Origin of the sequence: Arthrobacter sp. fls2-241-R2A-172, from assembly GCF_030208885.1 — a bacterium.
GTDB lineage: Bacteria > Actinomycetota > Actinomycetes > Actinomycetales > Micrococcaceae > Arthrobacter.
Genome location: NZ_JARVTB010000004.1, coordinates 59201 through 85454 on the forward strand (window position 1 = coordinate 59201; position 26254 = coordinate 85454).

22 protein-coding genes are annotated in these 26254 nt (G+C 64.6%); 15 read left to right on the forward strand and 7 right to left on the reverse strand.

All coding sequences use genetic code 11. The features are described 5' to 3' along the window. The first annotated feature begins 35 nt into the window (after window positions 1-35). The 3 genes from QRM57_RS08520 to proC all read left to right on the forward strand — a co-directional run bounded on the left by QRM57_RS08520 (window position 36) and on the right by proC (window position 3124). Window positions 36-1151: a Ppx/GppA phosphatase family protein gene (locus tag QRM57_RS08520; protein ID WP_235517395.1), complete on the forward strand. Its 1116-nt coding sequence runs from the start codon at window positions 36-38 to the stop codon at window positions 1149-1151. 1 nt (window position 1152) lies between these two features. Then, the gene (locus tag QRM57_RS08525; protein ID WP_235517394.1) at window positions 1153-1986 is read left to right on the forward strand and encodes a sugar phosphate isomerase/epimerase family protein; all 834 of its coding nucleotides are present in this window, start codon (window positions 1153-1155) and stop codon (window positions 1984-1986) included. A gap of 307 nt (window positions 1987-2293) precedes the next feature. Continuing rightward, window positions 2294-3124 carry a pyrroline-5-carboxylate reductase gene (proC, locus tag QRM57_RS08530; protein ID WP_235517393.1) on the forward strand — a complete coding sequence of 277 codons (831 nt, stop codon included), beginning with the start codon at window positions 2294-2296 and terminating at the stop codon, window positions 3122-3124. A gap of 3 nt (window positions 3125-3127) precedes the next feature. On the opposite strand, the gene QRM57_RS08535 is transcribed toward proC, so the two are convergent. Together QRM57_RS08535 and QRM57_RS08540 are read right to left on the reverse strand one after the other, a co-directional pair. Beyond that, entirely contained in the window at window positions 3128-3766 is a 639-nt protein-coding gene (locus QRM57_RS08535) for a potassium channel family protein (RefSeq protein WP_011775951.1), read from the reverse strand. 40 nt (window positions 3767-3806) lie between these two features. Beyond that, complete coding sequence (locus QRM57_RS08540; protein ID WP_284986274.1) at window positions 3807-5240, reverse strand: TrkH family potassium uptake protein; 1434 nt, start codon at window positions 5238-5240, stop codon at window positions 3807-3809. A gap of 103 nt (window positions 5241-5343) precedes the next feature. On the opposite strand from QRM57_RS08540, the gene QRM57_RS08545 reads away from it, so the two are divergent. The 3 genes from QRM57_RS08545 to gdhA all read left to right on the forward strand — a co-directional run bounded on the left by QRM57_RS08545 (window position 5344) and on the right by gdhA (window position 8755). Beyond that, the gene (locus tag QRM57_RS08545) at window positions 5344-6570 is read left to right on the forward strand and encodes an acetoin utilization protein AcuC (RefSeq protein WP_284986275.1); all 1227 of its coding nucleotides are present in this window, start codon (window positions 5344-5346) and stop codon (window positions 6568-6570) included. Between the two features lie 106 nt (window positions 6571-6676). Next, window positions 6677-7210 carry an ArsR/SmtB family transcription factor gene (locus QRM57_RS08550; protein ID WP_257370912.1) on the forward strand — a complete coding sequence of 178 codons (534 nt, stop codon included), beginning with the start codon at window positions 6677-6679 and terminating at the stop codon, window positions 7208-7210. A gap of 207 nt (window positions 7211-7417) precedes the next feature. Further along, the gene (gene gdhA / locus QRM57_RS08555; protein WP_284986276.1) at window positions 7418-8755 is read left to right on the forward strand and encodes an NADP-specific glutamate dehydrogenase; all 1338 of its coding nucleotides are present in this window, start codon (window positions 7418-7420) and stop codon (window positions 8753-8755) included. 20 nt (window positions 8756-8775) lie between these two features. Here gdhA and QRM57_RS08560 read toward each other — a convergent pair whose 3' ends face one another. Next, window positions 8776-10107, reverse strand: a complete 1332-nt coding sequence (locus QRM57_RS08560; RefSeq protein WP_284986277.1) for an alpha-hydroxy acid oxidase — start codon at window positions 10105-10107, stop codon at window positions 8776-8778. A gap of 78 nt (window positions 10108-10185) precedes the next feature. Here QRM57_RS08560 and QRM57_RS08565 point away from each other — a divergent pair, with 78 nt between their 5' ends. After that, window positions 10186-10884 (forward strand): FadR/GntR family transcriptional regulator, encoded by a 699-nt coding sequence (locus tag QRM57_RS08565; protein ID WP_284986278.1) that lies wholly within the window; start codon window positions 10186-10188, stop codon window positions 10882-10884. Between the two features lie 67 nt (window positions 10885-10951). Here QRM57_RS08565 and QRM57_RS08570 read toward each other — a convergent pair whose 3' ends face one another. Continuing rightward, entirely contained in the window at window positions 10952-11983 is a 1032-nt protein-coding gene (locus QRM57_RS08570; RefSeq protein WP_257370909.1) for a LacI family DNA-binding transcriptional regulator, read from the reverse strand. A gap of 179 nt (window positions 11984-12162) precedes the next feature. Here QRM57_RS08570 and QRM57_RS08575 point away from each other — a divergent pair, with 179 nt between their 5' ends. Genes QRM57_RS08575 through QRM57_RS08595 form a run of 5 tightly spaced genes read left to right on the forward strand, consistent with a single transcriptional unit; the run spans window position 12163 to window position 18077 of the window. Further along, on the forward strand, window positions 12163-13575 hold the full coding sequence (locus QRM57_RS08575) for a Gfo/Idh/MocA family protein (protein ID WP_284986279.1): 1413 nt from the start codon (window positions 12163-12165) through the stop codon (window positions 13573-13575). Between the two features lie 30 nt (window positions 13576-13605). Continuing rightward, a complete protein-coding gene (locus tag QRM57_RS08580; RefSeq protein WP_284986280.1) occupies window positions 13606-14604 on the forward strand; it encodes an NAD-dependent epimerase/dehydratase family protein in 999 nt (332 codons plus the stop codon). Then, window positions 14601-15506, forward strand: coding sequence for a 5-dehydro-4-deoxyglucarate dehydratase (locus QRM57_RS08585; RefSeq protein WP_235517384.1), 906 nt, complete (start codon window positions 14601-14603; stop codon window positions 15504-15506). The genes QRM57_RS08580 and QRM57_RS08585 overlap by 4 nt, the downstream gene beginning before the upstream one ends. Continuing rightward, window positions 15506-16642 (forward strand): mandelate racemase/muconate lactonizing enzyme family protein, encoded by a 1137-nt coding sequence (locus QRM57_RS08590; protein ID WP_257370906.1) that lies wholly within the window; start codon window positions 15506-15508, stop codon window positions 16640-16642. Before QRM57_RS08585 ends, QRM57_RS08590 begins: the two co-directional genes overlap by 1 nt. Then, complete coding sequence (locus QRM57_RS08595) at window positions 16623-18077, forward strand: aldehyde dehydrogenase (NADP(+)) (protein ID WP_284986281.1); 1455 nt, start codon at window positions 16623-16625, stop codon at window positions 18075-18077. Before QRM57_RS08590 ends, QRM57_RS08595 begins: the two co-directional genes overlap by 20 nt. 84 nt (window positions 18078-18161) lie before the next feature. On the opposite strand, the gene QRM57_RS08600 is transcribed toward QRM57_RS08595, so the two are convergent. From QRM57_RS08600 to QRM57_RS08610, 3 genes are read right to left on the reverse strand one after another with little or no spacing between them, the layout of a single operon-like run. Next, window positions 18162-19271, reverse strand: coding sequence for a M24 family metallopeptidase (locus tag QRM57_RS08600; protein WP_284986282.1), 1110 nt, complete (start codon window positions 19269-19271; stop codon window positions 18162-18164). Then, entirely contained in the window at window positions 19268-21316 is a 2049-nt protein-coding gene (locus tag QRM57_RS08605; protein ID WP_284986283.1) for a DUF6807 family protein, read from the reverse strand. The genes QRM57_RS08600 and QRM57_RS08605 overlap by 4 nt, the downstream gene beginning before the upstream one ends. Continuing rightward, window positions 21313-22527 carry an acetylxylan esterase gene (locus QRM57_RS08610; RefSeq protein WP_284986284.1) on the reverse strand — a complete coding sequence of 405 codons (1215 nt, stop codon included), beginning with the start codon at window positions 22525-22527 and terminating at the stop codon, window positions 21313-21315. The genes QRM57_RS08605 and QRM57_RS08610 overlap by 4 nt, the downstream gene beginning before the upstream one ends. A gap of 369 nt (window positions 22528-22896) precedes the next feature. Between QRM57_RS08610 and QRM57_RS08615 the strand changes: the two genes are divergently transcribed. The 3 genes from QRM57_RS08615 (at window position 22897) to QRM57_RS08625 (ending at window position 26244) form a co-directional block, all read left to right on the forward strand. Next, the gene (locus QRM57_RS08615; RefSeq protein WP_211713445.1) at window positions 22897-23841 is read left to right on the forward strand and encodes a carbohydrate ABC transporter permease; all 945 of its coding nucleotides are present in this window, start codon (window positions 22897-22899) and stop codon (window positions 23839-23841) included. Further along, window positions 23834-24757, forward strand: coding sequence for a carbohydrate ABC transporter permease (locus tag QRM57_RS08620; RefSeq protein WP_235517377.1), 924 nt, complete (start codon window positions 23834-23836; stop codon window positions 24755-24757). Before QRM57_RS08615 ends, QRM57_RS08620 begins: the two co-directional genes overlap by 8 nt. A 134-nt stretch (window positions 24758-24891) precedes the next feature. Continuing rightward, entirely contained in the window at window positions 24892-26244 is a 1353-nt protein-coding gene (locus QRM57_RS08625) for an ABC transporter substrate-binding protein (protein WP_235517376.1), read from the forward strand. Window positions 26245-26254 lie beyond the last annotated feature (10 nt).

The following is a 26254-nucleotide window of genomic DNA, read 5'->3' on the forward strand; positions in this document are numbered from 1 at the left end:
GCTTTGCGGCCTTCGAATCGGGGAATAATGGCAGAATGCGTCTTGGCGTTCTCGACATCGGGTCCAACACCGTCCATCTCCTGCTGGTGGATGCTCATCCCGGCGCGCGCCCGGTAGCTTTCGCTTCCCATAAGCGCCCCCTGTCATTGGTGCAATACCTCGACGGCGACGGAAACATCACCGATGCCGGACAGCATGAGCTCATTGAGTTCGTGTTGGAGGCCTGGGAGTTCGCTGCCACGCACAAGGCCGAGGACCTCCTGGCCTTCTGTACCTCCGCCATCCGCGAGGCCACGAACGGTCCGGAGGTCCTGGCAAGGGTCAAACACGAGACCACCGTGACCCTGCAGGAACTCACGGGCAGCGAGGAAGCGTCCATGACGTTCTTCGCTGTTCGCCGCTGGTACGGTTGGGGCGCCGGGCCCATCCTGGACCTGGACATCGGCGGCGGTTCGTTTGAAATGGCATATGGAACAGACGAGCTCCCTGAATTCGCCACGTCCGTCCCTTTGGGCGCCAGCCGCCTGACGCGCGATTGGCTCCATGACGATCCCCCCACGGCCAAGAGCGTCAAGGAGCTGCGGCGCTATATCCGTTCCACGTTGAAGCCGGTGGTCCGTCAATTCGACGACCTCGGGCGGGCCAACCTGGTGGCCGGCACGTCCAAGACGTTCCGTTCACTGGCACGGATCGCGGGGGCAGCGCCCAGCGCGGCCGGCCCCTATGTGAAACGCGAACTGCATGCGGCTGATCTGGGGCTGTGGGCACAACGCATCTCGGCCATGACGGTGGAGGACAGGCTGTACCTTCCCGGAGTATCGGACGCCCGGGCACCCCAGTTGTTGGCCGGCGCCCTGGTTGCCGAGGCGGCCTTGGAGCTCTTTGAGTTCCCCAGCATGGTGATCTGCCCCTGGGCCCTGCGCGAAGGCCTGATCCTTCGCCGCCTGGACCAGCTGGTGTTCGAGGACGCCCTGGATCCTGCGCCGCACGTGGGCAAGCGCAAGAAGGACAAATCCAAGAAGAAGTCCAAAGAAAGTGGCAAGACCACGGACATTGACGAGCCTCACCCGGTCAAGGAATTCCCGGTCCCGGTAAACACACCATCCCCATCACCCATCCCAGCCCCTGTGGCAGGCGGGCTGGCCTCCTGAGATGAGTAACGACGTCGAACCTGAAGTGAATGACCGCCAGATCCCGGTGGCGCTGTCCAGTGCGTCCGTTTATCCGCTGAGCGTCCACGACGCCTTTGCCGTGGCCCAGGACCTGGGGTACGAGGGCGTGGAGGTGATGGTTACCAACAACGCGGTGAGCCAAAACCCCGACGCCCTCATCCAGCTGAGCCACCGTTATCACCAGAAGATCGTTTCCATCCACGCACCCACCCTGTTGTTGACGCAGCAGGTCTGGGGTTCGGCGTGGAGCAAGATCGAGAAATCGTGCCAGATGGCAGCGGAGGTTGATTGCGACACCGTGGTGGTGCACCCGCCATTCCGCTGGCAGTCCAATTACGCGGAGAACTTCGTGGAGGGCGTCCGGGAAATGGCCGAAACGTACCAGGTGCGGATCGCCGTGGAGAACATGTACCCGTGGCGGGTGCGCGGCCGTGAAGCTGTGGCGTACCTGCCGCACTGGGACCCGCTGGGCCAGGATTACGACGACGTCACGTGGGACTTCTCGCATGCTGCCACTGCCGGGGCCAACAGTCTGGAAGCCATCAAGGCACTGGGAAGCAAGCTGCGCCACGTGCACCTGACCGATGGGTCGGGCTCCGGGAAGGACGAACACCTGGTGCCGGGCATGGGCACGCAGCAGTGCGCGGATTCGCTGCAGTATTTGGCGGCTTCCGGATTCGACGGCGTGGTGGTGGCCGAGATTTCCACCCGTAAAGCAAAGGTAGCGGGGGAGCGCGAGGAGATGTTGGCGGAAACCCTGCGCTTCGCCCGCCAGCACCTCAGCGTTCCTCTGGTGCGCAGCTCCGACCAGTAACGGCGTCGGGCTTTCCCGTTCTTGTTCGCCAGCCCCGCCGTACTACGGCCCGGCAGGCGGACGAGGGCGGGATTCTGCTGCTTAAAGGCGAAAGCACCGGCGGCCGAATCGGGAAATGGGGGAAAACCCGCCCGGCCACCGGTGCTTGTGGCGGACATCCCCATGCCCGCCTCATCACTCGCACCCTCAATGAGGTAATAACTACGTTAGGCACCGAGCATGAGTGCTGCCTGCAATAACCTTGGGAGCAAGCTGGGAATGTTCAACCCGTTAGACCCCGTCGGATGCCAACTGCAATGATGGAGCCATGAGCAACCGAATCGCATTCCTTGGCTGTGGATCCATGAACGAGGCAATCCTGGGCGGTCTCCTGGCCGCGGGGGCGGACCCGTCCGACATTGTTGCCACCGTCCGTCGTGCGGAACGCGCGGACGAGTTGGCCCAGCGCCATGGCGTTATGGCCATCGCCGGCGAAGAAGACCCGGATAACAACAAAGTGGCCACCAAAGGCGCCGGAATGGTCATCCTGGGCGTCAAACCGGTTGGCATCCTGGACCTGGCCCGCGAGATCAGCCCAGCACTGGCGAAGGACACCTTGGTGGTCAGCGTCGCTGCGGCTGTCTCCATTGCACAACTCGAAGCCGCTCTGCCTGAGGGGCAGCCGGTCATCCGCACGATGCCCAACACGCCTGCCAGGCTCGGCCGTGGCGTTGTCTCCGTATCGCCCGGGACGCATTGCACCCCGGAGCAACTGGAGCAGGCCAAGAAGGCCCTGGCCGGGGCCGGCACGGTGGTGGAAATCCCCGAAGAGCAGGTTGACGCGCTCTCGGCCATCAGCGGTTCCGGACCCGCCTACGCGTTCTACCTGGCTGAGGCCATGGCTGCAGCCGGCGTCGAGCTGGGCCTGGACCGGGAGCTGTCCGTCATGCTGGCCCGCGAAACAGTGGCCGGCGCCGGCTTCATGTTGGCTGAGCCAGGCGCGGACCCCACGCAGCTGAGGGTTGCTGTGACCAGCCCCAACGGCACCACCGAGCGGGCCATCATGGCTTTTGACGACGGCGGCATCCCCAAGATCATCGCCGACGGTGCCCGCGCCGCAGCAGCCCGGGCGGCAGAGATCACCAAGCAGCTCGGCTGATTCCTAGGGACGCGCGGCGAAGCGCTCCAGCAGGTCCACGTGTCCGGACACGATCAACATGTCGTGGCCGGACACTTTGGTTTCCGGCCGGGCATAGGTAAAGTCTTCGCCCGGGGTTTTGACGCCCACAATGGTCACGCCGTACTTGGAGCGGACCTTGGATTCCTCCAAGGTGAAGCCCACTGTTTCCTTGGGCGGGTACATCTTGACGATCGCATAGTCGTCGTCGAACTCGATGAAGTCCAGCATGCGGCCGGACACCAGGTGGGCGGCGCGTACTCCGGCGTCGGCTTCGGGGTAGATCACGTGGTTGGCGCCGATCCGGGTCAGGATCTTGCCGTGCGAGGGCGTGATGGCCTTGACCCACAGGTGCTGGATGCCCAGGTCCACCAGGTTCACGGTGATCAGCACCGAGGATTCAATGGACGTACCTACACCCACCACGGCAGAGCTGAACTCTTGTGCGCCGAGTTGGCGCAGGGCGTCGATGTTGGTGGCGTCGGCTTCGACCACGTGTGTCAGGACCGGTGCCCATTTCTGGACGAGGGTCCTGTCGCGCTCGATCGCAAGGACTTCGCGGCCCTGCTTGACCAGTTGCTCGGCCGTTGCTGAGCCGAACCGGCCCAGGCCGATGACCAGCACTGGGGCGTTGTGGGCGGGGCGGTTGGCGGCCCCAGTGGTACTAGCCAATGATTGGCCTCTCTTCCGGATAGTGGAACAACTGGCTGCGCTGGCGTAAGGCCAACCCGGCGGCAAGGGTAACGGTGCCGACGCGTCCGGCGAACATCAGCACTGTAAGGACGTAAACGCCCGACGGCGGCAGCTCGGCGCTGAGGTTGGTGCTCAGTCCCACGGTGGCAAAGGCTGAGATGGATTCGAAGAGCACCCTGTCCAGCGAGGCTCCGCTGATGGAGAGCAACAAAAATGCTGCCACGGATACCAGGGTGGCGCCAGCGACGATCACGGAGATGGCCACGCGCATGGTTCCTTGGGGAATGGTGCGGCCATAGACCTTCACGTCGGCGTCACCGCGGGCTTCGGCCATGATGGCGAGGAACATGACCGCAATGGTGGTCACCTTGATGCCGCCTGCGGTGGAAGCCGAGCCGCCGCCTGCGAACATGAGGGCATCGGTGAGGAGCATGGTGGTGGATTCCATGTGGTTTTGGTCCACCAGGTTGAAGCCGCCCGAACGGGTCATGACGGAGGCAAACAGCGAATGGGTGATCTTGTCGCCGAGGTTCATGTTGGCGATGGTCCGCACGTTGTCCCACTCCATGAGGCCCCAGAGAACTGTCCCGGCCGCCAGCAGGATGAAGGAGACCTGGATGGTCAGCTTGGTGTGGAGGTTCCACTTCTTCCAGTTGAGCCCGTTCTGCTGCAGAACCATCACCACGGGGAAGCCCAGGCTGCCAAGGAAAACGCCCAGCATGAGGGGGATGAGGATCCAGAGGTCGGTCTCGTAGGGAACAATGCCGTCGGAGTGTGGCGTGAAACCGGCGTTGTTGAAGGAAGAAATCGAATAGAAGACGCCGTGCCAGACGGCCTGCCAGAAATCCTCGCCGAGAATGATGAAGCGCGGGATCAAGGCCAACGCCAGGGCTCCCTCAATGACCACGGACGTCACAATGACGATCCGGAGGAGGGTACCCACTTCACCGAGGCGGCCCGCGTTGTTCATGGCTTCCTGGGCAATGAGTTTCCCGCGGACGCCCAGCCGCTTGCTGACCATCAGGGCCAGGAGCGAGGCGAGGGTCAGGGTGCCCAAGCCACCAACGAAGATGCCAACCAGGATGACCAGCTGCCCAAAGAACGTCCAGTGGGCTGCGGTGGAAACCACGGTCAGCCCGGTGACGCAAACGCTGGAGACCGCGGTGAACATGGCTTGGTGCAAGGGTGTGACGGTACCGCTGGTCGAAGCGGCGGGCAGGGACAGCAAACCCGTGAAGACAAGGATCACCACCGCGAACACGGTCAGAGCCAGTCGGGCCGGTGAGGTGTTGGCAATGTTGTCGATGAAGTCGCGCACCCGGGTGAAGATCCACAGACCTTCCCGCTCCGGCTGGTTGGGTTGCCAGTTGGTCGGGCTGGTGGACCGCGACTGGCTTTGAGACATGGCGCTCTTCCTCGGTTGAAACAAGCTTTCCTGAGTAGTAAACCACTATTCCTGCGGCGTAACCGGGCGCTGGGCCCCGCCAGCCTCAGGTAGCCTGTTCTGGATGAACTCCGGGCTTGGAACAACTGCTTCCAGCATTACGCGCTCCGCACTGCCAACGACGGTGGTGTGGGACCCAGCCATGACCGCCTACAACTTCGGCCCCGGCCATCCCATGGCGCCGCAGCGGCTCGAGCTGACGGCGCGGCTGGCGGGTTCCCTGGGGCTATTCGACCACCAGCACGTGGCCGTCGAGGCACCCGCGGTGGCCACCGACGTCGAGCTTTACAGTGTTCACAGCCGCGAGTATGTGGAAGCTGTGCGCCGCGTCTCCGCGGACCCCACCCGCCCCGAGGAGAGCCGCGGCCTTGGCACGGAGGATGATCCCGCCTTTGCCGGTATGCATGAAGCCAGCGCGCGCCTCGCCGGCGGTTCCCTGCTGGCGGCGGACACCATCCTGTCCGGTCGCGCCGTTCGGGCCGTGAACTTCAGCGGCGGCATGCACCATGCGGCCCGGGAGCGGGCCAGCGGATTCTGTGTCTACAACGACGTCGCCATGGCTATCCAAAGACTGCTCGACGGCGGTGTGCAGCGGATCGTCAGCATCGACGTGGATGCGCATCACGGCGACGGGACGCAGAGCATCTTCTGGAACGACCCCCGGGTCATGACCATCTCGCTCCACGAAACCGGCCTGACACTTTTCCCCGGGACAGGATTCGCCAACGAGTCCGGCGGCCCGGAGGCACCCGGAACGGCAGTCAATGTTGCCCTTCCCACGTTCACCGGTGACGCTGCCTGGTTGCGGGCTTTCCACGCGGTGGTGCCCCAATTGGTGGGGGCTTTCAAACCCGAAGTGATCGTGAGCCAGCACGGGTGCGATTCGCACCGGGACGACCCCCTGACGCACCTGACCCTCAGCGTCGACGGACAGCGCGAGGCCGCGTCCGCTGTCGGGAGCCTCGCCGCCCGCTACTGCGACAACCGCTGGATCGCCACCGGTGGAGGCGGCTACGACGTTACGGGTGTGGTGCCGAGGGCGTGGAGCCACCTGATCGGCATGGTGACCCAACGGCCGGTCCCGCTGAGCACGCCCGTCCCCGAAGCATGGCGGACATACGTGAAGGAAACGTATGGAGTATGGGCGCCGGAGAAGATGGGCGACGACGTCGACGTGTGGTGGCGCTCGTGGGAGGTCGGCTACGACCCGGCCGATGATGTTGATCGGACGGTCATCGCCACCCGCAAGGAGATTTTCCCGTTGTACGGACTGGACCCCTGGTTCGATTGATCCCCTGCGGGGCAGCGCGCAGCGTCCGCGCGGCAACGCGTTTTGCAGGCCGCATCACAACGACATAGGGATGCCTTTTGGCGTATATGTCGCTAGTGTGGGAGGCATGGTGACTGACGACGTATTTGCCGTCATAGCTGAGGCAACCAGGCGCGACATCCTGGTCTCCCTCCGCTCTGGGGATAAAGCTGTAGGCGAACTGGTGGAAGAACTGGCTGCAAGCCAGCCCACTATCTCCAAGCATTTGAAAGTGCTCCGCGAGGCGGACCTCGTCAGCATGCGCGCCCAGGGCCAGAAGCGGTTTTACGCCCTGAATCCCAAGCCGCTCGCCGGTGTGGTGAGTTGGCTGGAAACGTTCGACGTCGGACCCGCGGCTCCGGCCGCCGTCGCGCCTTCCACCGAGGTGGCCGCCGCTGCGCCGGACGCCGCCCCTGAAGAGGCCCCTACCCGTACGGACGCAGTCGGCCAGGCCGTAAAAGTCCATGCCAGTGCGACTCCGGTTTCCTTGGACCTGACGTCCGACGACACTGTTCCCCAGCAGATTGGCCGTACTGTCGGGCGGGCTGCGACGAAAGCCGCCGACCTCCTCGCCAATCTCCCGAACCTCCCCAACCTGCCCAAATTCGGTCGCAAGCGGTAATAGGACTCACGCCAAAGTGATTCCGCTCACATTGTGAGCCTATGTTCACTTCCGGTTTCCTTGTGTTTTCAACGATTTTCTACAGTTGTGTTAACTCCTCACTGAGGGTCATATACGCCCCGGATGGAGATCCCACCTCCTCGGGTGCAACCATGGGCGGGACTGATCGTCCCGCCGCTGGCCGGCGTACTGAGGATAGGAAGACGCATGGATTCAAGGCTCGAGGCTGTCCGGGACACCGTGTTGGCGCGGAACCCGGGGGAGAAGGAATTCCACCAGGCCGTCATTGAGGTCTTTGAAAGCCTCGGTCCTGTGCACGACCGTCACCCTGAGTTCCTTGAGGGCGCTGTCCTGGAGCGCCTGTGTGAGCCTGAACGCCAGATCATCTTCCGCGTTCCGTGGACCGACGATGCCGGCCGCGTGCACGTGAACCGTGGCTTCCGGGTCGAGTTCAACTCCGCGCTGGGTCCCTACAAGGGCGGCCTCCGCTTCCACCCGTCCGTGTACTTGGGAATCGTCAAGTTCCTCGGTTTCGAGCAGATCTTCAAGAACGCGCTCACCGGCATGCCGATCGGCGGAGGCAAGGGCGGCTCGGATTTCGATCCCCGTGGGCGATCCGATGCTGAAATCATGCGTTTCTGCCAGTCCTTCATGACCGAGTTGTACCGCCACATCGGTGAATACACCGATGTTCCCGCCGGCGACATTGGCGTGGGTGGCCGCGAGATCGGCTACCTCTTCGGGCAGTACAAGCGCATCACCAACCGGTACGAATCCGGTGTGCTCACGGGCAAGGGCATCTCCTGGGGTGGCTCGCTGGTCCGGCCCGAAGCCACCGGCTACGGCACGGTGATCTTCGCCCAGGAGATGCTCAAGACCCGGGGACAGTCCTTCGACGGCCAGCGCGTTGTGGTCTCCGGTTCGGGCAATGTGGCCATCCACGCGATCGCCAAGGCGCAATTTCTCGGTGCCACTGTGGTGGCCTGTTCCGACTCCGCCGGTTACATCGTGGACGAAGCCGGGATCGACGTCGCGCTGTTGAGCCAGGTCAAAGAAGTCGAGCGAGGCCGCCTGACCGATTACGCCGCCCGCCGCCCCGGCTCCAACCACGTGGCCGGTGGTTCCGTGTGGGATGTCACCGGCACCGTTGCGCTGCCATGTGCCACGCAGAACGAGCTCGACGGCGATGCTGCCGCCAAGCTGGTCAGCAACGGACTCATCGCGGTGGCTGAAGGCGCCAACATGCCCTCCACCCGCTCGGCCGTGTCGGTCTTCCAGGAGGCCGGGATCCTCTTCGGCCCGGGTAAGGCTGCCAACGCCGGTGGCGTGGCCACCTCTGCACTGGAAATGCAGCAGAACGCCAGCCGCGACTCGTGGTCCTTTGAGCACACTGAACAGCGCCTGACCGAGATTATGGTGGGCATCCACGACCGTTGCGCGGCAACGGCCGACGAATATGGTGCGCCCGGAAACTACGTGGTGGGCGCCAACATCGGCGGCTTCGTCAAGGTAGCCGACGCGATGCTGGCGCAGGGCCTGATCTAGCGCCCCCTGGTTGGGTGCGGCTAGCGCTGCGGCAGGCGGACGTGGTCCGGGTTCAGGTCGGCCACCTTGTTGACGCCCAGTAGTGCCATGGTGCGGGTCATGTCCTTTTCGAGGATCTGGATGGTCCGGTCCACGCCTTCGCGGCCCCCGGCCATGAGGCCGTAGAGGTAGGCGCGGCCAATCAGGGCGAAGTCCGCGCCCAACGCCAGGGCTGCCACGATGTCTGCGCCACTCATGATGCCCGTGTCCAGGATGACCGCGGCCTGGCTGTTGTCGGCCTTCAGCGCCGATGTCACCTCGGGCAGCAGGTGGAAGGGGATCGGGGCGCGGTCCAGTTGGCGGCCGCCATGGTTGGACAGGATGATGCCGTCGGCGCCATGGTCAACCACGCGGCGGGCGTCTTCGACCGTCTGGATGCCCTTGACCACCAGCTTGCCCTTCCAGGTTTCCCGCAGCCAGTCGAGGTCCTCATAGGTCAGGGTGGGATCGAACATGGAGTTGATGAGGTCCGCCACCGTGCCTGTGTAGCGGGAGAGCGAGGCAAACGTCAGGGGCTCGTGCGTGAGGAAGTTGAACCACCAGGCCGGACGGTAGGACGCGTCAAGAACGGTCTTGAGGGTCAATGCCGGCGGAATGGTCATGCCGTTGCGGACATCGCGCAGGCGGGCTCCGGCTACTGCGGTGTCCACGGTGACCATGAGGGTGTCGTTGCCGGCCTTCGCGGCCCGCTCAATGAGTTCCAGCGAGCGGTCGCGGTCCGTCCACAGGTACAACTGGAACCAGTTCCGGCCGTTCGGCGCGGCAGTGGCGACGTCCTCGATGGACGCTGTGCCCATGGTGGACAGGGTGTAGGGAATGCCTGCAGCCTCAGCGGCCTGCGAGCCGGCGTATTCGCCTTCAGACTGCATCATGCGGGTAAAGCCGGTGGGTGCGATGCCGAACGGGAGCCGCGATTCCTGGCCCAGGATGTCGGTGCGTAGATCGATCCTCGATACATCGCGCAGGATGCCCGGGCGGAACTCGATGTCCTGGAAGGCTTGGCGGGCCCGGCGCAGCGTGATTTCTTCTTCGGCTGCGCCATCGGTGTAGTCGAACGGTGCTTGAGGGGTGCGGCGCTTGGCAATTTCACGCAGCTCCCAGATGGTGCTGGCGCGCTTGAGGCGTGCGGTTTTGCTGAACTCCGGCTTCTTGAACTGCATCAGCGGCGCCAGGTCTGAGACCTTGGGTATGCGGCGCTTGAGGGCAGGGGGCTGCACGACGGCGGGCCGCGGCTGGGGTGGTCGGGTCACGTTTTCGTCGCTGCCGGCGTTGGCGGGGGCGGCCGTGAGCTTGGGATCCAGTGTCTCGGTCATGAGGTTCTCCCTTGAAAGTCTGTGGTCTAACCACACTGTAATCCATGTGGTTGGACCACATCAACTAGTATTTCGGATATGCGTACGCACGAGTTGGTCCTGCAGTGGATCGAGAAGCAGCTGTCTGACGGAGACCTCACCCTCGGAGGCCGGCTCCCGGGCGAGCGTGCCATGGCCGAGCAGCTCCAGGTTTCGCGGACCTCCGTGCGGGAGGCCGTGAGGATCCTTGAGGCAATGGGGGTGGTCCGCGCTGGCGTGGGTTCGGGCAAGGATGCCGGGACGGTGGTGATCGCGGAGCCGGGGTCCGCCCTGGGCTCAACCCTCCGGCTGCATGTGGCCACCCGCCACCTTCCGGTGGCCGACATCGTGGAGACCCGCGTGCTGCTGGAATCCTGGGCGGCCGAACGGGCCCAGGTCGGCGTTCCCGCTTTGGAGGAAGCTGCCGCGCTGCTGGACCAAATGGATGAGGCCCCGGACATCGACACGTTCCTTGCACTCGACGCCCGGTTCCACGTGGCGCTAGCCCAGGCTGCGGGCAACTCGGTGGTCAGCGCCATGATGGCCTCGCTGAGGGGTGCAATCGAGAACTACGCAAGCACTTTGACGGAAAACCTGCCCGACTGGAACGCGACTTCCACCAGGCTTCGCGCCGAACATCGCGCCATCCTGAACGCCGTGAACAACAACGACGGCGGCAAGGCGGCCCAGCTTGTGGCGGCCCACATCCAGGGCTTCTACACGGAGGCCGGAGTGGGCGCGGGAGTCCCCCGGATCTAGAGCAACGCGGGGTCACTTAGGGCCCATGATGACCCTCAGGATGGGCCGTAAGTGACCCCGCGTTGCTTTAAGAGGCGGGCTTGAGGGCGGGCGCCGCGGTACTCTTGCGGATCTCCATCCTGGGCGAGAACTCATCCTGCGCCTGGGTGGCAGCCTCCCCGGCTTGTTGGATCTGTTCGCGCATGCGCCGCCAAGCCAGGCTTCCGAGCTCGTTGATGGGCACCGCTGCCGTGGTCAGTGGGGGAGTGGTGTATTTCGCGAACGGGATGTCATCGAAGCCGGTCACGGAGATGTCTTCGGGCACGCGCACTCCGCGTTCGTGGAGGCCGCTGAGCAGCCCCATGGCAACGAGGTCGTTAAAGGCCAAAATTCCCGTGGCACCGCTGGCGATGATGGCTTCGGTGGATTCGTGGCCGGAATCGAAGTTGGAGCCGCCGTCGAGCATTTGCAGTTCTATGTCCGGGTGCCCGGTGCGGAACTGGTCAAGCCCTGCCAGGCGTTGGCGGTTTGAGGCGCTGTGCTCGGGGCCGGAGAGGAACGCCAGGCGTTGGTGGCCCAGGGAGACCAAATGCTGGGCCAATTCCTGGATCCCTTGGCCGTAGTCCACGCTCAAACTGGGCGTATTGGTGGCCACGGTGGTTCGGTTGATGAGTACCAGCGGATGCAGGGTGGGAGCGAGTTCCTCAAGTTCGGCATCCGACATTCGGGGTGCGCAGAGGACCACGCCGTCGCAGCGCCGCCGAGCCTCGCCGGCAAGGATCGCTTCCTCGCTGGTGACTTCGGAGGAGTCGGCGATGAGGACGCGATACCCGTCCTGCGCGGCTGCGATGCTGAGCCCGCGAAGGATGGCCTGGAATGTGGGGTTGGCCAGGTCCGGAACCACAATGCCGATGGTGTCTGTCTTGCCCAGCGCAAGGCTGCGGCCTACCGGGTTTGGTTGGTACTTCAGTTCGGCCGCGGCGGCCCGGACGCGCGCGGCGATTCCAGGGTCCACGGCAGCGTTACCGTTCATGACGCGTGACACGGTGGCGTGCGAGACGCCCGCCTTCTCCGCGACGTCGGCGATCCCGACGCGCCTGTTGGTGTTCCTGCGTGCCATGTGGCCCCTTCCCATTGGCCGCCTCCCGTTTGCTCCGTCGTTGGAGCAATGGTTGACGTGACCACCAGAGTCTTGATACAAAGCTTATAACGCTCTGAGAAAACGCTTTCTCATGATTCTTCCCATACGAAGCCGGGCCGTCAAGCGGTTCACTCCTGCTCTTTGAAAGGGGCATCCACATGGTCAACGTCGACTCAGCCGAGACCCAGACCGCACCTGGCGCAACTACAGCCCAGGACGAAAGCCCCCAGCGAACCCGGATTGCCCTCATCGGCACCGGAGGCCGCTCCGAGATGTACATCCGGGCCATCTACGGGCAGCACGCGGACGTCGCTGAACTTATTGCCCTATCCGACGTCAACCAGGGCCGCGTGCAGTTCTACCAGGACCTCATCAAGGAGCTCGGCGGCGCAGAGCCCGTGGCTTCCTTCGAGCCCGGACAGCTCACCAGCTTCATCCAAGCCAACGGCATCGAGCGCGTCATCGTCACTACGCCCGACTACACCCACGCGGACTACATTGTGGAGGCACTCGAGGCGGGCGCCGACGTCGTGGTTGAAAAGCCCCTGACCATCGACGTCGAGGGTTGCCGCCGTATTACGGAGGCCGTGGCCAAGACCGGCCGCAAGGTGGTAGTCACGTTCAACTACCGCTACTCGCCGCGCAACAGTGCGCTGAAAGAAGTCATCCAGAACGGGGTCATCGGCAAAGTCACCTCCATCGACTTCAGCTGGGTCCTGGACACCGTGCACGGCGCTGACTACTTCCGCCGCTGGCACCGAGAAAAGAAGAACTCCGGCGGCCTGCTCATCCACAAGGCTTCGCACCACTTTGACCTGGTCAACTGGTGGATCAACGATGTTCCGGAGCGCGTTTTTGCCTCCGGTGGCCTGCGCTTTTACGGCGACAAGAACGCAGCAGAGCGTGGCTTGGGAGCCCGTCCGGAGCGCGGCACCGTTGATGGCCTTGAGCACGATCCCTTCCGCCTGGACATGCGCGAGGACGAGCGCCTGAAGGCTTTGTATTACGACAACGAGAAGTTCGACGGCTACCTCCGCGACCAGGACGTCTTCACCGAAGGAATCACCATTGAGGACAACCTCGCGCTGGTGGTGGACTACCAGGGTGGACCCACGCTGAGCTACTCGCTGAACGCCCACAGCCCGTGGGAAGGCTACCGCGTCACCGTCAACGGCACCGAGGGCCGGGCTGAGCTTGAGGTGGTGGAACGCGCCGCCGTCGAATCCAGTACCGACAAGAAGACCGTGGTGGACCCGAGCGCCACACCGATCGAGGAAGAGGACGCTGTGCGCCGCAACGGCGAACGCCTGGTGGTCCAGCGGCACTGGGAAGCGGCCTACGAAGTCCCGATCATCAACGGCGAAGGGGGCCACGGCGGCGGCGACAACCTCCTGCTCTCCGACCTCTTCAACGGCCCCGGCATTGACCCGCTGGGCCGCCCGTCCGGCTACATCGACGGACTCCGCTCCGTGTCGGTGGGCATCGCCGGCAACCAGTCCCTTGAGACCGACCTTCCCGTCCGCATCAGCGAACTTGGCCTCGGCGCCGACCTCAGCCGTAGCCAGGGCTGACCGGTTCACTACCCACGCAAGGAACACAGAATGAGCAGGATTTTCATCACCGGCGGCTCCGGCCGGCTTGGCCGCAGCGTTGTGGCCGGCCTCGCCGGGGCCGGCCACACGGTGATCTCAGTTGACCGGGACGCCGTCCCGGCGGAGCATCTGCCGGCAGGTGCTGAGCAATACACCGCAGACTTGCTGGCGCCGGGGGAGGCGGAACGCCTCATCGGCGAAACAGCGCCCGACGCCGTGATCCACCTCGCTGCTATTGCCGTACCTTTCAGCGCACCCGAGGACGTCATCTTCAGCACCAACACCCGGCTCGCGTACGCGGTCATCAGCGCAGCCACCGACGCAGGCGTTCCGAAGATCGTGACGGCGTCCAGCCCCACCGCCCTGGGCTACGGTTCACCGGCCGGATGGCTGCCGCCGTCGTTCCCTTTGGACGAGCAGACGCCGCCCAAGCCATGGAACGCCTATGCGCTGTCCAAGCTGATCGCCGAACAAACCGTACAGATGTTTGCGGCCGCCCAGGGCGAGAAGATCAGATATGCGGCCTTCCGTCCGTGCTATGTGATTTCCCCCGAAGAGTGGGAAGGTGCCCTGACGCAGCAGGGGCACACGGTCCGCGAACGCCTGGACAATCCCGCCTTCTCGGCGCCCGCGCAGTTCAACTACGTGGATGCCCGGGACGTGGCCGACTTCCTGGACGTGCTTCTGGACAAGATGGACTCGATCCCGAACGGCGAGGTGTTCTTTGTTGGCGCGAAGGATGCGTTGGCCACCGCGCCCCTCGCAGAGCTCTTCCCACGCTTCCTCCCCGGCAGCGGGCCGTTGACCGAACACCTGACCGGGACCAGCCCCGCGTTCTCCATTGATAAGGCCCGCGAACTCCTCGGCTGGGAGCCCGAGCGCACGTGGCGGACCGAACTCACTCCGCCCTACGAGGGCCCGGACACCGCAGCATCCGAACAAGCAGCACTCAATGACGAGATCCACGCCGGCCTGGTCCCGGCGGGAGCAACCAAGGAGACACCATGAACTTCGACGGCGTACTGTTCTTCCCCGTCACTCCCTTCGCTGAAGACGGCACCGTAGACGTGGCCTTGCTGAAGGAGCACATCACCTCCCGCCTTCCCTTCGGCCCCGGTGGCGTTTTCCCGGCCTGCGGCACCGGCGAATTCCATGCGCTCTCCCTTGACGAGATCCGCACGGTGGTCACTGCCGCCGTCGAGGCCGTTGCAGGTGCCGTGCCGGTAGTTTCCGGTGCCGGTGGTCCGCTGGGCCACGCCATCGCGGCAGCCAAGGTGGCCGAGGAAGCCGGTGCGGATGCGCTCCTGGTGCTCCCGCCGTACCTGGTCACCGGGCCCACCGATGGCGTGGTGGCGTACGTCGAAGCCATCGCCGCGGCGAGCAGCCTTCCGGTGATCGTGTACCACCGCGGCACCGCCAAATTCACTGCCGAAGCCATCACCCGCCTGACCGCCAACCCGAAGGTGGTTGGCTTCAAGGACGGAATCGGCGACGTCGGCTTGGCCCAGGAAATCGTCTCGGCCATCAACGCGAGCGGACGCAAGGACTTCGCACTCTTCAACGGCCTGCTGACGGCCGAACTGACCCAGGGCGCCTACCGGGGTCTCGGCATTCCCCTGTACTCCTCGGCCGCTTTCGCCATGGCACCGGAGATCGCCAAGGCCTATTACGACGCCTACGTTTCCGGTGACGAAGAACGACGCCACGCGTTGCTCGAGGGCTTCTATGCGCCGCTGGTCCGTCTCCGTGACCAGACTCCGGGCTTCGGCGTCTCCCTCATCAAGGCCGGACTTCGCCTTGCCGGATTGCCGGTCGGCCCCGTCCGCCCGCCGCTGGTTGACCCCTCCGAGGAACAGCTCCTGGAGCTCAAGTCCATCCTGGCCAAGGGCCACGAGCTGGCCGGCAGCTGATGGCGGCCCGCATCACGGGCCTGGCCACCCGGCTGATCACGGTCCCGCTGCTGCGCAGCTGGGGTGCAGAGGCGCCAGAGAACCACGTGATCGTCACCGAACTGACTACGGACGACGGCGGCACGGGCCATGGTTTCTCGTGGACACCTACCATCGGTCCCCAGGCGGTCAAGGCCCTCCTGGACCACGACATCGCACCGTTCATTGTTGGTTTGGAAGCGAACGCGGACATTGTCTGGGATCAGCTGTGGAAGCGGCTGCACGAAGCCGGCGGGGGAGGCCTGACCACCATCGCCATGGCCGGTGTGGACCTGGCCCTGTGGGACCTGAAAGCGCGGCAGGCAGGGACCTCTGTCACCGGTCTCCTGGGCCAGCGCCGGGAATCGGTGGAGGTTTATGGCTCCGGAGTGAACCTGCACTACACCGTGGAGCAACTCGTGGAGCAAGCGCACCGCTGGGTTGCCGCCGGGCACAACGCGGTGAAGATCAAGGTGGGCAAACCCGAACTGAGGGAAGACGCTGAGCGCGTCGCCGCCGTTCGGAAGGTCATTGGCCCGGACCGGTTGCTCATGATTGACGCCAACCAGCGTTGGGACCTGGCCCATACCTTCCGTGCCTTGGATGTTTTGGGGGAGTACGGACTGGAATGGCTGGAAGAACCGATCCGCGCCGACGACCTTTGGGCCTACCGCCGCCTGCGCAAGCACTCCCCGGTGCCCATTGCCCTGGGCGAGAACGTCCACACCATCTACCGGTTCCGCGATTTCATCGAAGCCGAAGCGGTAGACATCATCCAGCCCAACATTGTCCGGGTGGGTGGCATTACACCGTTCCGCAGGATTGTCGAACTGGCCAGGGCCAACAGCATCAGGGTGGCGCCGCACCTGCTCCCGGAGCTTTCCGGACAGCTTGCCCTCACCCTGGCCGAAGCCGTTAGCGTGGAGGACGTGGAGGACGCCTCGTTCGGTCAACTCGGGATCCTCGCCGGGCCCTCCCCGGTACGTCTCCACAACAGCAGGCTCAGCAGTGCCGGCCGCATCGGGCTCGGCTTCGACTTCGCCGGGCAGCATTCGCAGCACCTAAAAGTGCCAGCCCCTGAAAGCAAAGGAAACCGCATTGAGTACAGCAACTCTTGACCTGACCGCCATCACGGACGCCGCAACCGCAGCGTTCAAGGCGACCTCAACGGCAAATGACGCCGAACGCGCGGCCTGGCTGACCGCCGTCGCCGACGCTTTGGACGCCAACGTCACCGAGCTGGTGGCCATCGCAGATTCCGAGACGAGCCTGGGCACCGTCCGGCTCACCGGCGAGGTAGCGAGGACCAGTGGACAGCTCAGGTTGTTCGCCACAGTGATCACCGAGGGCTCCTACCTTGAGGCCGTCATCGATCACGCCGACCCGACGGCCACCCCGCCCAAGCCCGACCTTCGCCGCATCCTGCGTCCGATCGGACCGGTGGCGGTGTTCTCGGCGTCGAACTTTCCGTTCGCCTTCTCCGTGGCGGGAGGCGACACCGCGTCCGCACTGGCCGTCGGTTGCCCGGTGATCGTCAAGGCCCACTCAGGTCACTTGCGCCTGAGCGAGCGGACCGCGGAGATCGTCACGGAAGCCCTGGCCAAGGCCGGGGCCCCGGACGGCATCTTCGCGCTGGTCAGTGGCCGCGAGGCCGGAACAGCCCTCGTCCAGGATCCGGCCATCAAAGCGGTGGGATTCACGGGCTCCATTCCCGGTGGCCGGGCACTGTTCGACCTCGCCACGTCCCGCCCGGAACCCATCCCGTTCTACGGTGAGCTGGGCAGCCTGAACCCGGTGGTCATCACCGCGGATGCCCTGGCCGAGCGTGGCCAGCAGCTCGCTGCGGGCTTGGCCGGTTCCTTCACCATGGGCGCGGGCCAGTTCTGCACCAAGCCCGGACTGGTCTTTATCCCTGCAGGCACCGATTTCGCGTCACAACTGGCCGAGGCGAGCAAGGACAAGCCCACGGCTGCCATGCTTACCGAGCGCATCGCCGAGGCTTACCCGGACGGGCTGCGCAGCGTCGCAGACCAACCGGGTGTCGCCGTCGTCAGTGGCACGGTCCAGCAGGACAGCCTGGCCGACGGTGCCGCGCCCGTGGTGTTCTCCACCAGTGCCGCCAACGTACTGGAACGCCCGGATGAACTGCTGGAAGAGTGCTTCGGCCCCACCACCCTGCTCATCGAATATGCGAACCAAGAGGAGCTGTCGGCAGCCCTCGCGAAGGTGCCGGGGAGCCTCACCGGCACGGTGCACGCCCAGCCCGGCGAGGATGTCTCCGGCTTGGTAGAGCAGCTCAGCACCCTGGCCGGCCGGGTCCTGTTCGATGGCTGGCCTACCGGTGTCGCCGTGAACTGGGCCCAACAGCACGGTGGCCCGTACCCGGCCACGACGTCGTTGTTCACCTCAGTGGGTGCCACCGCTGTGCGCCGTTTCCAGCGCCCGGTGGCCTACCAGGATGCGCCTGAGAGCGTGCTGCACCCAGCCCTGCACGACGCCAACCCGCTTGGTATCCCGCGTCGCGTGGACGGTGTGCTCACCCTGGTTGGCTAGGGCACACGCAGAAGGGGCGGGTCACCGTGATGGTGACCCGCCCCTTTCGTATGGGCCCTGCAGGGCTTACGGACGCAACAGGGCTTAGGGACGCAACGTCAGCGGACGACGACGGCCGTCAACTTCCGCGGTCGGCCAACGGTCGTCAACGGTCAGGACACGCAGGCCGGAATCCGTGAGCAACACAGTGTCCTCGATCTTCACACCGGGCCCCGTAGGGTTCCACGTGAAGGGCTGGTTGAGCACGATGGTGTCCGTTACGTCTGCGGTGACCCGGGGATCGCGGCCCGCATAACCGGCGGGCCCACCCTGGTGGTGGAGGGTCCACTGATCGTCGCCAAAGCCGTGCCGCGCGTAAGCAGTCTTGATCTCGGCGAAGACCTCGTTGAGCTGTGCCCCGGGGACTGTGGCCCGGAAGATGTCGGCCTCAACGGCCGCGATGCGGGCCTCGGCGTCGAGCTCCTCCGCAGTCCCGGCGTCGAACGCTACCCAACGGGTGACGTTGGCAACCAAACCGTTCCGGCGTGCGCACACCACCGCCATGGCGCGCCTGCCGATGGGCGAGTGGGTGGCCAAGGGGTGGCGGAAATCGCTCCGATCGGCACCGTTGCAGAGCAGGACCAAGGGCTCGGCCCCAGCCGCGACGATCCTGGCGGCAAGCGCCGAAACCAGCTGGAATTCGGTGGTTTGGGGGGTCGCTGCGGTGAGGACTTCGGTCATGGCAGCCGCAGCATCCGCCGATAGTGCAGCGTAGCGGGCGGACTCGGCTGGCAAGAGCTGCTGGCGGGCCGCCCGCAGTTCGGTGGTCACGGCCGCTTCCACCAACGGGTTCCCGTCGATGGCCAGTCCCGCGGCCGCGGCATGCAGTTGGCCGTACCACGGAACGGTGGACAGGCTAACCCCTTCCGGCAATTCCTCATCGGCGATCCGCCCGGCCTCATTGTTGAATGTCACCAGGTGGTCGCCGGAGCGGTCCACCAGGAGGGCAGCAACGGGATCGCCGGCGAGGCTGATGTGCATCCGGCTGCCGTCAAGGTACCAGGTGAGCGCGGTGTTGGTGGTGAGCAGGAGCGAGTCCCGGCCCGCGGCGTCCAGGATGTCCAGCACGCGGCGGCGTTTCACGGCGCGGTCGGCTACGTTGCCGGGAGCGGTAAGTGCTGTGGTGGGCGTTGTGGACTGTATTGGCGTGGTCATGCCGATTCCCCCAAGGTAGTGATGAGCTGTTCAATGTCTTGCGTTGCCAGGAAGCCGTCCGTGATGAGCACCGTGACGGTCCTGTGGACAGGGTTCCCGGGTTCGGTGGGCACCGGGGCATCCCAGGCCAACGACAATCCGACTCCGGGATAGCCCGAATGCCGCACGAACCATGGGTCCGGCGCCTGTGGTGAGGCAAGGAAGACGAGTGTTGCCGGGTGGCCCAAACCGGGGTCTCCGGTGACGTGCGCGGCGCCGGAGGTTCCGGCGTCGAACGTTCCCGACCACGCCAACCACGGCGCCACGCTGCCGTGCACGGCGTCCTCGCCGCGGGCGTCCGGAGTCCAGATGGTCGCGTCGCTGACCTTGGGCAAGCGCCAAAAGAAGCCGCCGTAACCGCCCTGCGGCCGCCCGTTGGAACCGGGGCTGCCCAGGAGGACCGGATGACCGGTGGCTGACTCAAGCGTGAAATCGAGCGTCAGCTTCCACGTTGAATTCCCGACGGCGGCCCAGCGCCACTCGCGCTGTTCGCGGAGCAGCCGGCTGCCGTCGGGCCCTATCCAGCCCAGCTGTTCGCGCCGCTGCCCGTTACTGTGCTCCGCGGATTCGGTGACGATGCGGCCATGGTCCTTGCGCCAGACGTACGCGCCGGCGTCGCGGGTGTAGGTCCGGCCGCCCCAGAAGTTGACGCCATCCACGTCCTGGAGGGCAACACCTGCGCCAAGGTGCCACACGTGGTCTTCCGGGATGTGGTCGGTGACTACAGTGCCGGCAAGGGTCCGCACCGGGTGCAGGTAGGGGCGGGGGGACGAGGTCGGCCGGATGCGGGTCCCGTCCTGGATGGTAGCGACGGGAGCGCCGTTGATCTCCAACGCCGGACCACCTGCTGCAGTCCACGGCGCTCCGAGCTCGGCGAAGGTGGCATGCCCCAAGGCAGCGCGACGGATCAGGGACTCGATGCCGTGCACCACGGGGTGAGCATCGTCGCCGTCGCCGTCCCACGTGATGAAGTCGGGGTGGATCGCTCGGGGCGAATCCGCTGTCCGGATGGCTTCGAGCACTGACACGTAGGCGCCAACCCCACCGAGAGGGCTGAGCAGGTCCTCGTGGGTGCGTGCGGCAAGCAGGTTCTCCAGGAGATCCTTCCGCCCAAACGTCTCAGTCCGGACACCCCCAGGCGTGGTGATCTCCAACCGATCCTCCGTGTAGAAGAGGGTCAGCTGGCCCTCGGTGCCGTACACGGTGACCGACGGTGCGGACTGCTCCGGCGCGCACAACGTCAGTGCACACGTCAGTACCGTGCCGTGGGTGGTGCGTACCCGCACCACGGAGGTGTCGTCACTCTGGGTGTCGTTGGCACGGTATAGATCGGTGTCCACGGATTCGATATCCGCCACGGTCCTTGCCCCGGCCAGCCACAACCCGGTGGCCACTGCGTGCGCCAAGGCGTTGGTGGCCACTCCGTCCACCACGTCCGTACCGTTCAGGCTGCGCTTGCCGGCCCACCGGGACCGTTTGAAATAAGCCTTGGTCCGGAGCCACAAGCCCGTGGCGCTGATGCCTCGCACCTCTCCGATGGCACCGGACCCCACCAGTGCTTCGATCGCGGGGAGGGCGTCCGAACCCAGGCTCTGGAACCCTACCTGGACCAGGCGGCCGGCGCTCGCGGCCGCCGCCATGACTTCCCGGTACTGCACCATGGAGGCCACCGGCGGTTTTTCGAGGTACACGTTGGCTCCGGCGTTGAGTGCAGCAATGGCCAACGGCGCGTGGGTCTGGATGGGCGTGGAGATAATGACGACGTCGGGGGCCACTCCGGCGGCCAGGAGTTCGTCGAGCGAGGCGTGGACATCCACGCCCGGTTCGAGTGTGTCCTTGGCCGGTGGGTTCGGATCGGCGACTGCCACCAGCTCCAAGGCACCTGCAGCACTCAGCCGATCCAGGTTCTCCAGGTGCCGTTCGCCGAAGCCGTGCACACCCACCAGTGCGACGCGGGGGAGTCGTGTTGGGCCCTCCGCTGTTGTGGTGGCCAATTGTTGCGTCATGATGCTGTCCTAGCGGGGTCAGGTTCGTGGGTTGTTTTGGTGGCCGATAACCGCAGGGTCTCGGTGAGGAAAGCTGCTGCCTCGTCTTGCATGGCTCTGCTGAAGACGTGTGGTTCCTGCCAGAAAGTACCGGTGTACAGCTCCGGTAGTGCGCTGGAGAGATGGGCGTGGGCGTCGCCCATTCCTTGTTCCGGGAAGAGCTGGTCATCGAGGGCGTACTGGACCAGCGCGCGTGCACTGGACCGGGCGGCAAGGTGCGGCCAGTCGCCCAGCTGGGCGAGGCCGGGGGAGTGCAGCAACCAGGAGTGCGCATCCAGGTACGACGGCAACAGCGAGGCGAACGTGGTCATCATGCACGTCACCACGTAGCTGCGAATTCTGGAATCGAGGGCCGCGAGCAGCATCGCGCGCCCGCCGCCGCCGGAAAAGCCGAGGCACCCGATCCTGTGTTGGTCCACTCCCGGGAGCGAGGAGAGGATGTCCAGCGCCGCGAGATCGTCATGGGCCACCGTCCCGGCGAGGCTGCTGCCCAGCAGCGTCGCAGCTTTGGCCACGGTTTCCTCGTGGGCGGCGGCCGCGGCGTCGTAGAGCGCCGACGCGGAAGGTTTGACGCCGGCCTCCCGCCAGAGCGACTGCTGGCCGCTTACCGCTGTGGCAGAGCGGAAGGGCAGGGGGTCGAGCCCGAAACGACGACTGCCCCACATGAAGGCGTCATGGGCAAGGACCGCGAAGCCCTGTAGGGCCAACCAGGTGGCAAGGGCCCGGCCGCCGTAGAGCTTCGCCTGCAACCCTGGCGGCACGGGGCCGAAGCCACCCGGGAAAGGGCTATCGGCGTCGTGGTCTTCGACCCCGGCAGGAAGCTTCACGAGCCGTTCGGCGCCATACGACTTGATGCCGGCGTGGCAGTGCATCGCGAGGAGTCCCGGCAGCGGGCCGGTGCTCTGGGCTGGGCGCACGAGCCACGCGGACGTCCTCGGCCCGAAGCCCAACTGCCAGGAGAGGCGGGTGGTGATGACGTCGTCGTGCGCTGTTTCGGAGTGGATCGTGTATCCAAGGTCCGGGACGACAGCCGGTATGCCAAGCACGTCGCTGAGTTCCTGGGCGGTGGCCGACCCGGCCCGGTGAAAGTGTGGCGCGTAGCCTGGCCAGTCCTCATACCCGGCCAGCGCACTCGGACGAAAAGCAGTTCCGGCCATGTCAGCGGGGGTCATGGCAGGCGCTGGGGTTGGTTGACAATGGTGTCCTGCCTTATCGATGCGGGAGGGTGTGCGGAGGCGCACGCCGGGCTTCTTCAGCGTGGGAAATCGATGCTGGCGGCTTCGTAAGAAAACGCTTTCTCAAAAATTAGCAAAAGGCTGTACATGGGTCAAGAAAACGTTTACTTTGGTACGGAGCCGCTGAACATCGGGAGTCAATCCCGGTAACTCAGGGGAGTGCCGGAAGATCGACGGCATCCCGGAAGGCAAGCATCAACAGACTCGAACTCCGTGGATGGCCACGATGACCAAAGGAGACCACATGGCCGCTGTAGTACACACGGGGACGCCGCAGGGCGTTCGCGGTCCGGAGAGGGGGAATCCATGAGTGCCATTGGTGAACTCTCAACGATGACCCGCCGCAAGGGCCCCATGACCAAGGAAGAGAAGAAGGCCAACGGCCGCGACAACAAAGCGGCCTACATCTTCCTTCTTCCTTGGCTCGTTGGCTTGGTTGCCATCACAGTGGGCCCCATGCTGATGTCGTTGTACCTGTCCTTCACGGACTACAACCTCCTGCAGCCTCCGGAATGGGTGGGCCTGGACAACTTCGTCCGGATGTTCGGAGACGCCCGCCTCCACAACTCATTGCGGGTCACCTTCACCTATGTACTGGTGGGTGTTCCCCTGCAGTTGGCAGTGGCCCTGCTGATCGCGCTGGTCCTGGACAAGGGTCTTCGCGGCCTGCCGTTCTACCGCTCCATCTTCTACTTGCCGTCCCTCCTTGGTGGTTCCGTCGCCGTTGCCATCCTCTGGAAGCAGATCTTCGGCACCACGGGCCTGGTTAACCAGGTCCTGGCCATGGTGGGCATCGAAGGACCCGGCTGGATTTCGGATCCCAGCACAGCTCTTGGCTCGATCATCCTCCTGCATGTATGGACGTTCGGCGCTCCGATGATCATCTTCCTGGCAGGCCTGCGCCAGATCCCCAACATGTACTACGAAGCCGCGGAAGTTGACGGCGCCACCACCCTCCAGCGGTTCTGGCGGATCACCCTCCCGTTGCTGAGCCCCATCATCTTCTTCAACCTGGTGCTCCAGATCATCGGTTCGTTCCAGTCGTTCACGCAGGCATTCATCGTCTCCGGCGGCAACGGCGGACCGTCCGACTCCACCATGTTCTTCACGCTGTACCTGTACCAGAAGGGCTTTGGCCAGTTCGACATGGGTTACGCCTCAGCGATGGCCTGGGTCCTGCTGGTCATCATCGGTGTCTTCACCGCCATCAACTTCATCGCTTCAAAGTATTGGGTGTTCTACGATGACTAAACTCCAGAGCCTTCCCGCAGCAAAAACCACCGAGCCGGGCAAGGCTCCGCGCCGCCGTGAATCGCCGGGAAACCTGGCCTTCAGCCGTAGTGCCCGCGTCAAAGGGTTGGTCAAGCACGCCATCCTGATCGTGGTGGGCCTGGTGATGATCTACCCGCTCCTGTGGATGGTGGTTTCTTCCCTGCGGCCCAATGACCTGATCTTCCGCGAACCGGGCCTCTGGCTGAACAGCCTGGACATGACAAATTACACCGACGGCTGGTCGGCCCTGACCCACCCGTTCGGTCACTACATGATCAACTCGGCGATTGTGGTGCTGGGCTCGATCGTAGGCAACCTGGTGTCCTGTTCCATGGCCGCCTACGCCTTCGCCCGCCTGCAGTTCACCGGCAAGAAGCTGTTCTTCGGCATCATGCTCCTGACCATCATGCTGCCCTTCCACGTGGTGATCGTGCCCCAGTACATCCTGTTCTCCCAGATCGGCTGGGTGAACACCTTCTGGCCCCTCATCGTTCCCAAGCTCCTGGCCACCGATGCGTTCTTCGTGTTCCTCATGGTCCAGTTCATCCGCGGCATTCCAAAGGAGCTTGACGAGGCGGCCCGCATCGACGGCGCCGGACACCCGCGGATCTTCCTCCGCGTGATCCTGCCCCTGATGGTCCCGGCCTTGGCCACCACCACCATCTTCACGTTCATCTGGACGTGGAACGACTTCTTCGGAGCCCTGATCTACCTGACGGATCCGGACATGTTCACAGTTCCCGTTGCACTGCGCGCCTTCGTCGATTCGCAGTCCGCAACCAGCTGGGGATCACTCTTCGCCATGTCCATCGTGTCGTTGTTCCCGGTGTTCCTGGTGTTCCTGTTCGGCCAGCGATTCCTCATTAAGGGCATCGCCACCACCGGTATCAAGTAGGCCGGCCGTCGTAATTTCCCAGCAACTAATACAAGTCGCTATCTTGTAATACAAGAATGTGACTCGTATCATAAACACAACTAAGAAAACGCTTTCCCATATCGCATCAGGATCAATGAAGATCGGAGACAACAGTGCCCGCACAACCCAAGGGTGAAGCAGTCGCCCTCGCAACAACAGGGGCCCCCCGCCGAACCAAGCGCAGGCTCCGCGCCTCGGCCCTCGTCGCGGCAACGGCCGCCGCGGTCCTGGCGCTCACCGCCTGCGGTGGCGGCTCGGAAGCCAAGAGCGCCGACGGAAAAGTGGAGCTTCGCTTCGCCTGGTGGGGCGGCGACAAGCGGGCCCAGGTAACCCAGGCAGCCATCGCGGCCTTCGAAGCCGAAAACCCCAACATCAAGATCAAGCCCGAGTATGGAGACTGGAGCGGCTACTGGGACAAGCTGGCCACCCAGGTTGCCGCCAATGACGCCCCGGACATCATCCAGATGGACGAGAAGTACATTACCGAGTACTCCACTCGTGGCGCACTGCTGGACCTCTCCAAGTACAAGATTGATACATCCAAGCTGGACGCGGCGGCCTTGGATGCGGGTAAGAGCGAGAAGGGCCTGACCGGTATCGCGGCAGGCATCAACGCTGCGACCATCCTGGCCAATCCCGCCGTCTTCAAGGCAGCAGGCGTGGCACTGCCCGATGACAAAACCTGGACCTGGGAAGACTTCGAGCGGATCTCGGCCGAGGTCACCGCCAAGTCGCCCAAGGGCACCTATGGGGCCGCGGCGTATGGAACCGATGAGGCTTCCCTTGGAGTATGGCTCCGGCAGAACGGCAAGTCCCTCTACACCGATGACGGCAAACTGGGCTTCGAACCCTCCGATATTGCCCAGTGGTGGAGCTTCCTGAAGGAACTCAGCGAGAAGAAGGCGGTCCCGTCCGCCTCGGAGGTAGTTGAAGCCGAAGCTGCGCCGCTGGACCAGAGTGGGCTCGCAACCGGCAAGAACGGTCTCGCCTTCTGGTGGTCCAACCAGCTTCCGGCCCTCGAAAAGGCTGCCGGCGGTGAGCTGCAGATCCTGCGCTTCCCGTCCAAGACCGGCAAGGCTGCCGACGCCAAGCTCTGGTACAAGGCCTCCCAGTTCTGGTCCGCTTCCTCCCGCACCAAGCACCCTGAAGAAACAGCGAAGTTCATCGACTTCCTGACCAACAACGTCAAGGCCGGCGAAGCCCTCCTCGCGGACCGCGGCGTCTACCCGAACTCTGATGTGCGTGATGCCATTGCGCCCAAGCTCGCCAAGGCCGATGTCAAGGTAGTGACCTTCATCGACCAGATCAAGGGCGAACTCGGGGATGCTCCGGCCGCACCGCCGAAGGGTGCCGGCGCCATCCAGGAAATCGTGAAGCGCTACACCTCCGAAGTCCTGTTCAACAGGCTCTCCACCGACGAAGCGGGCAAGAAAGCCGTGGACGAAATGAAGTCCGCCATCAGCTAGTCCTTATCCG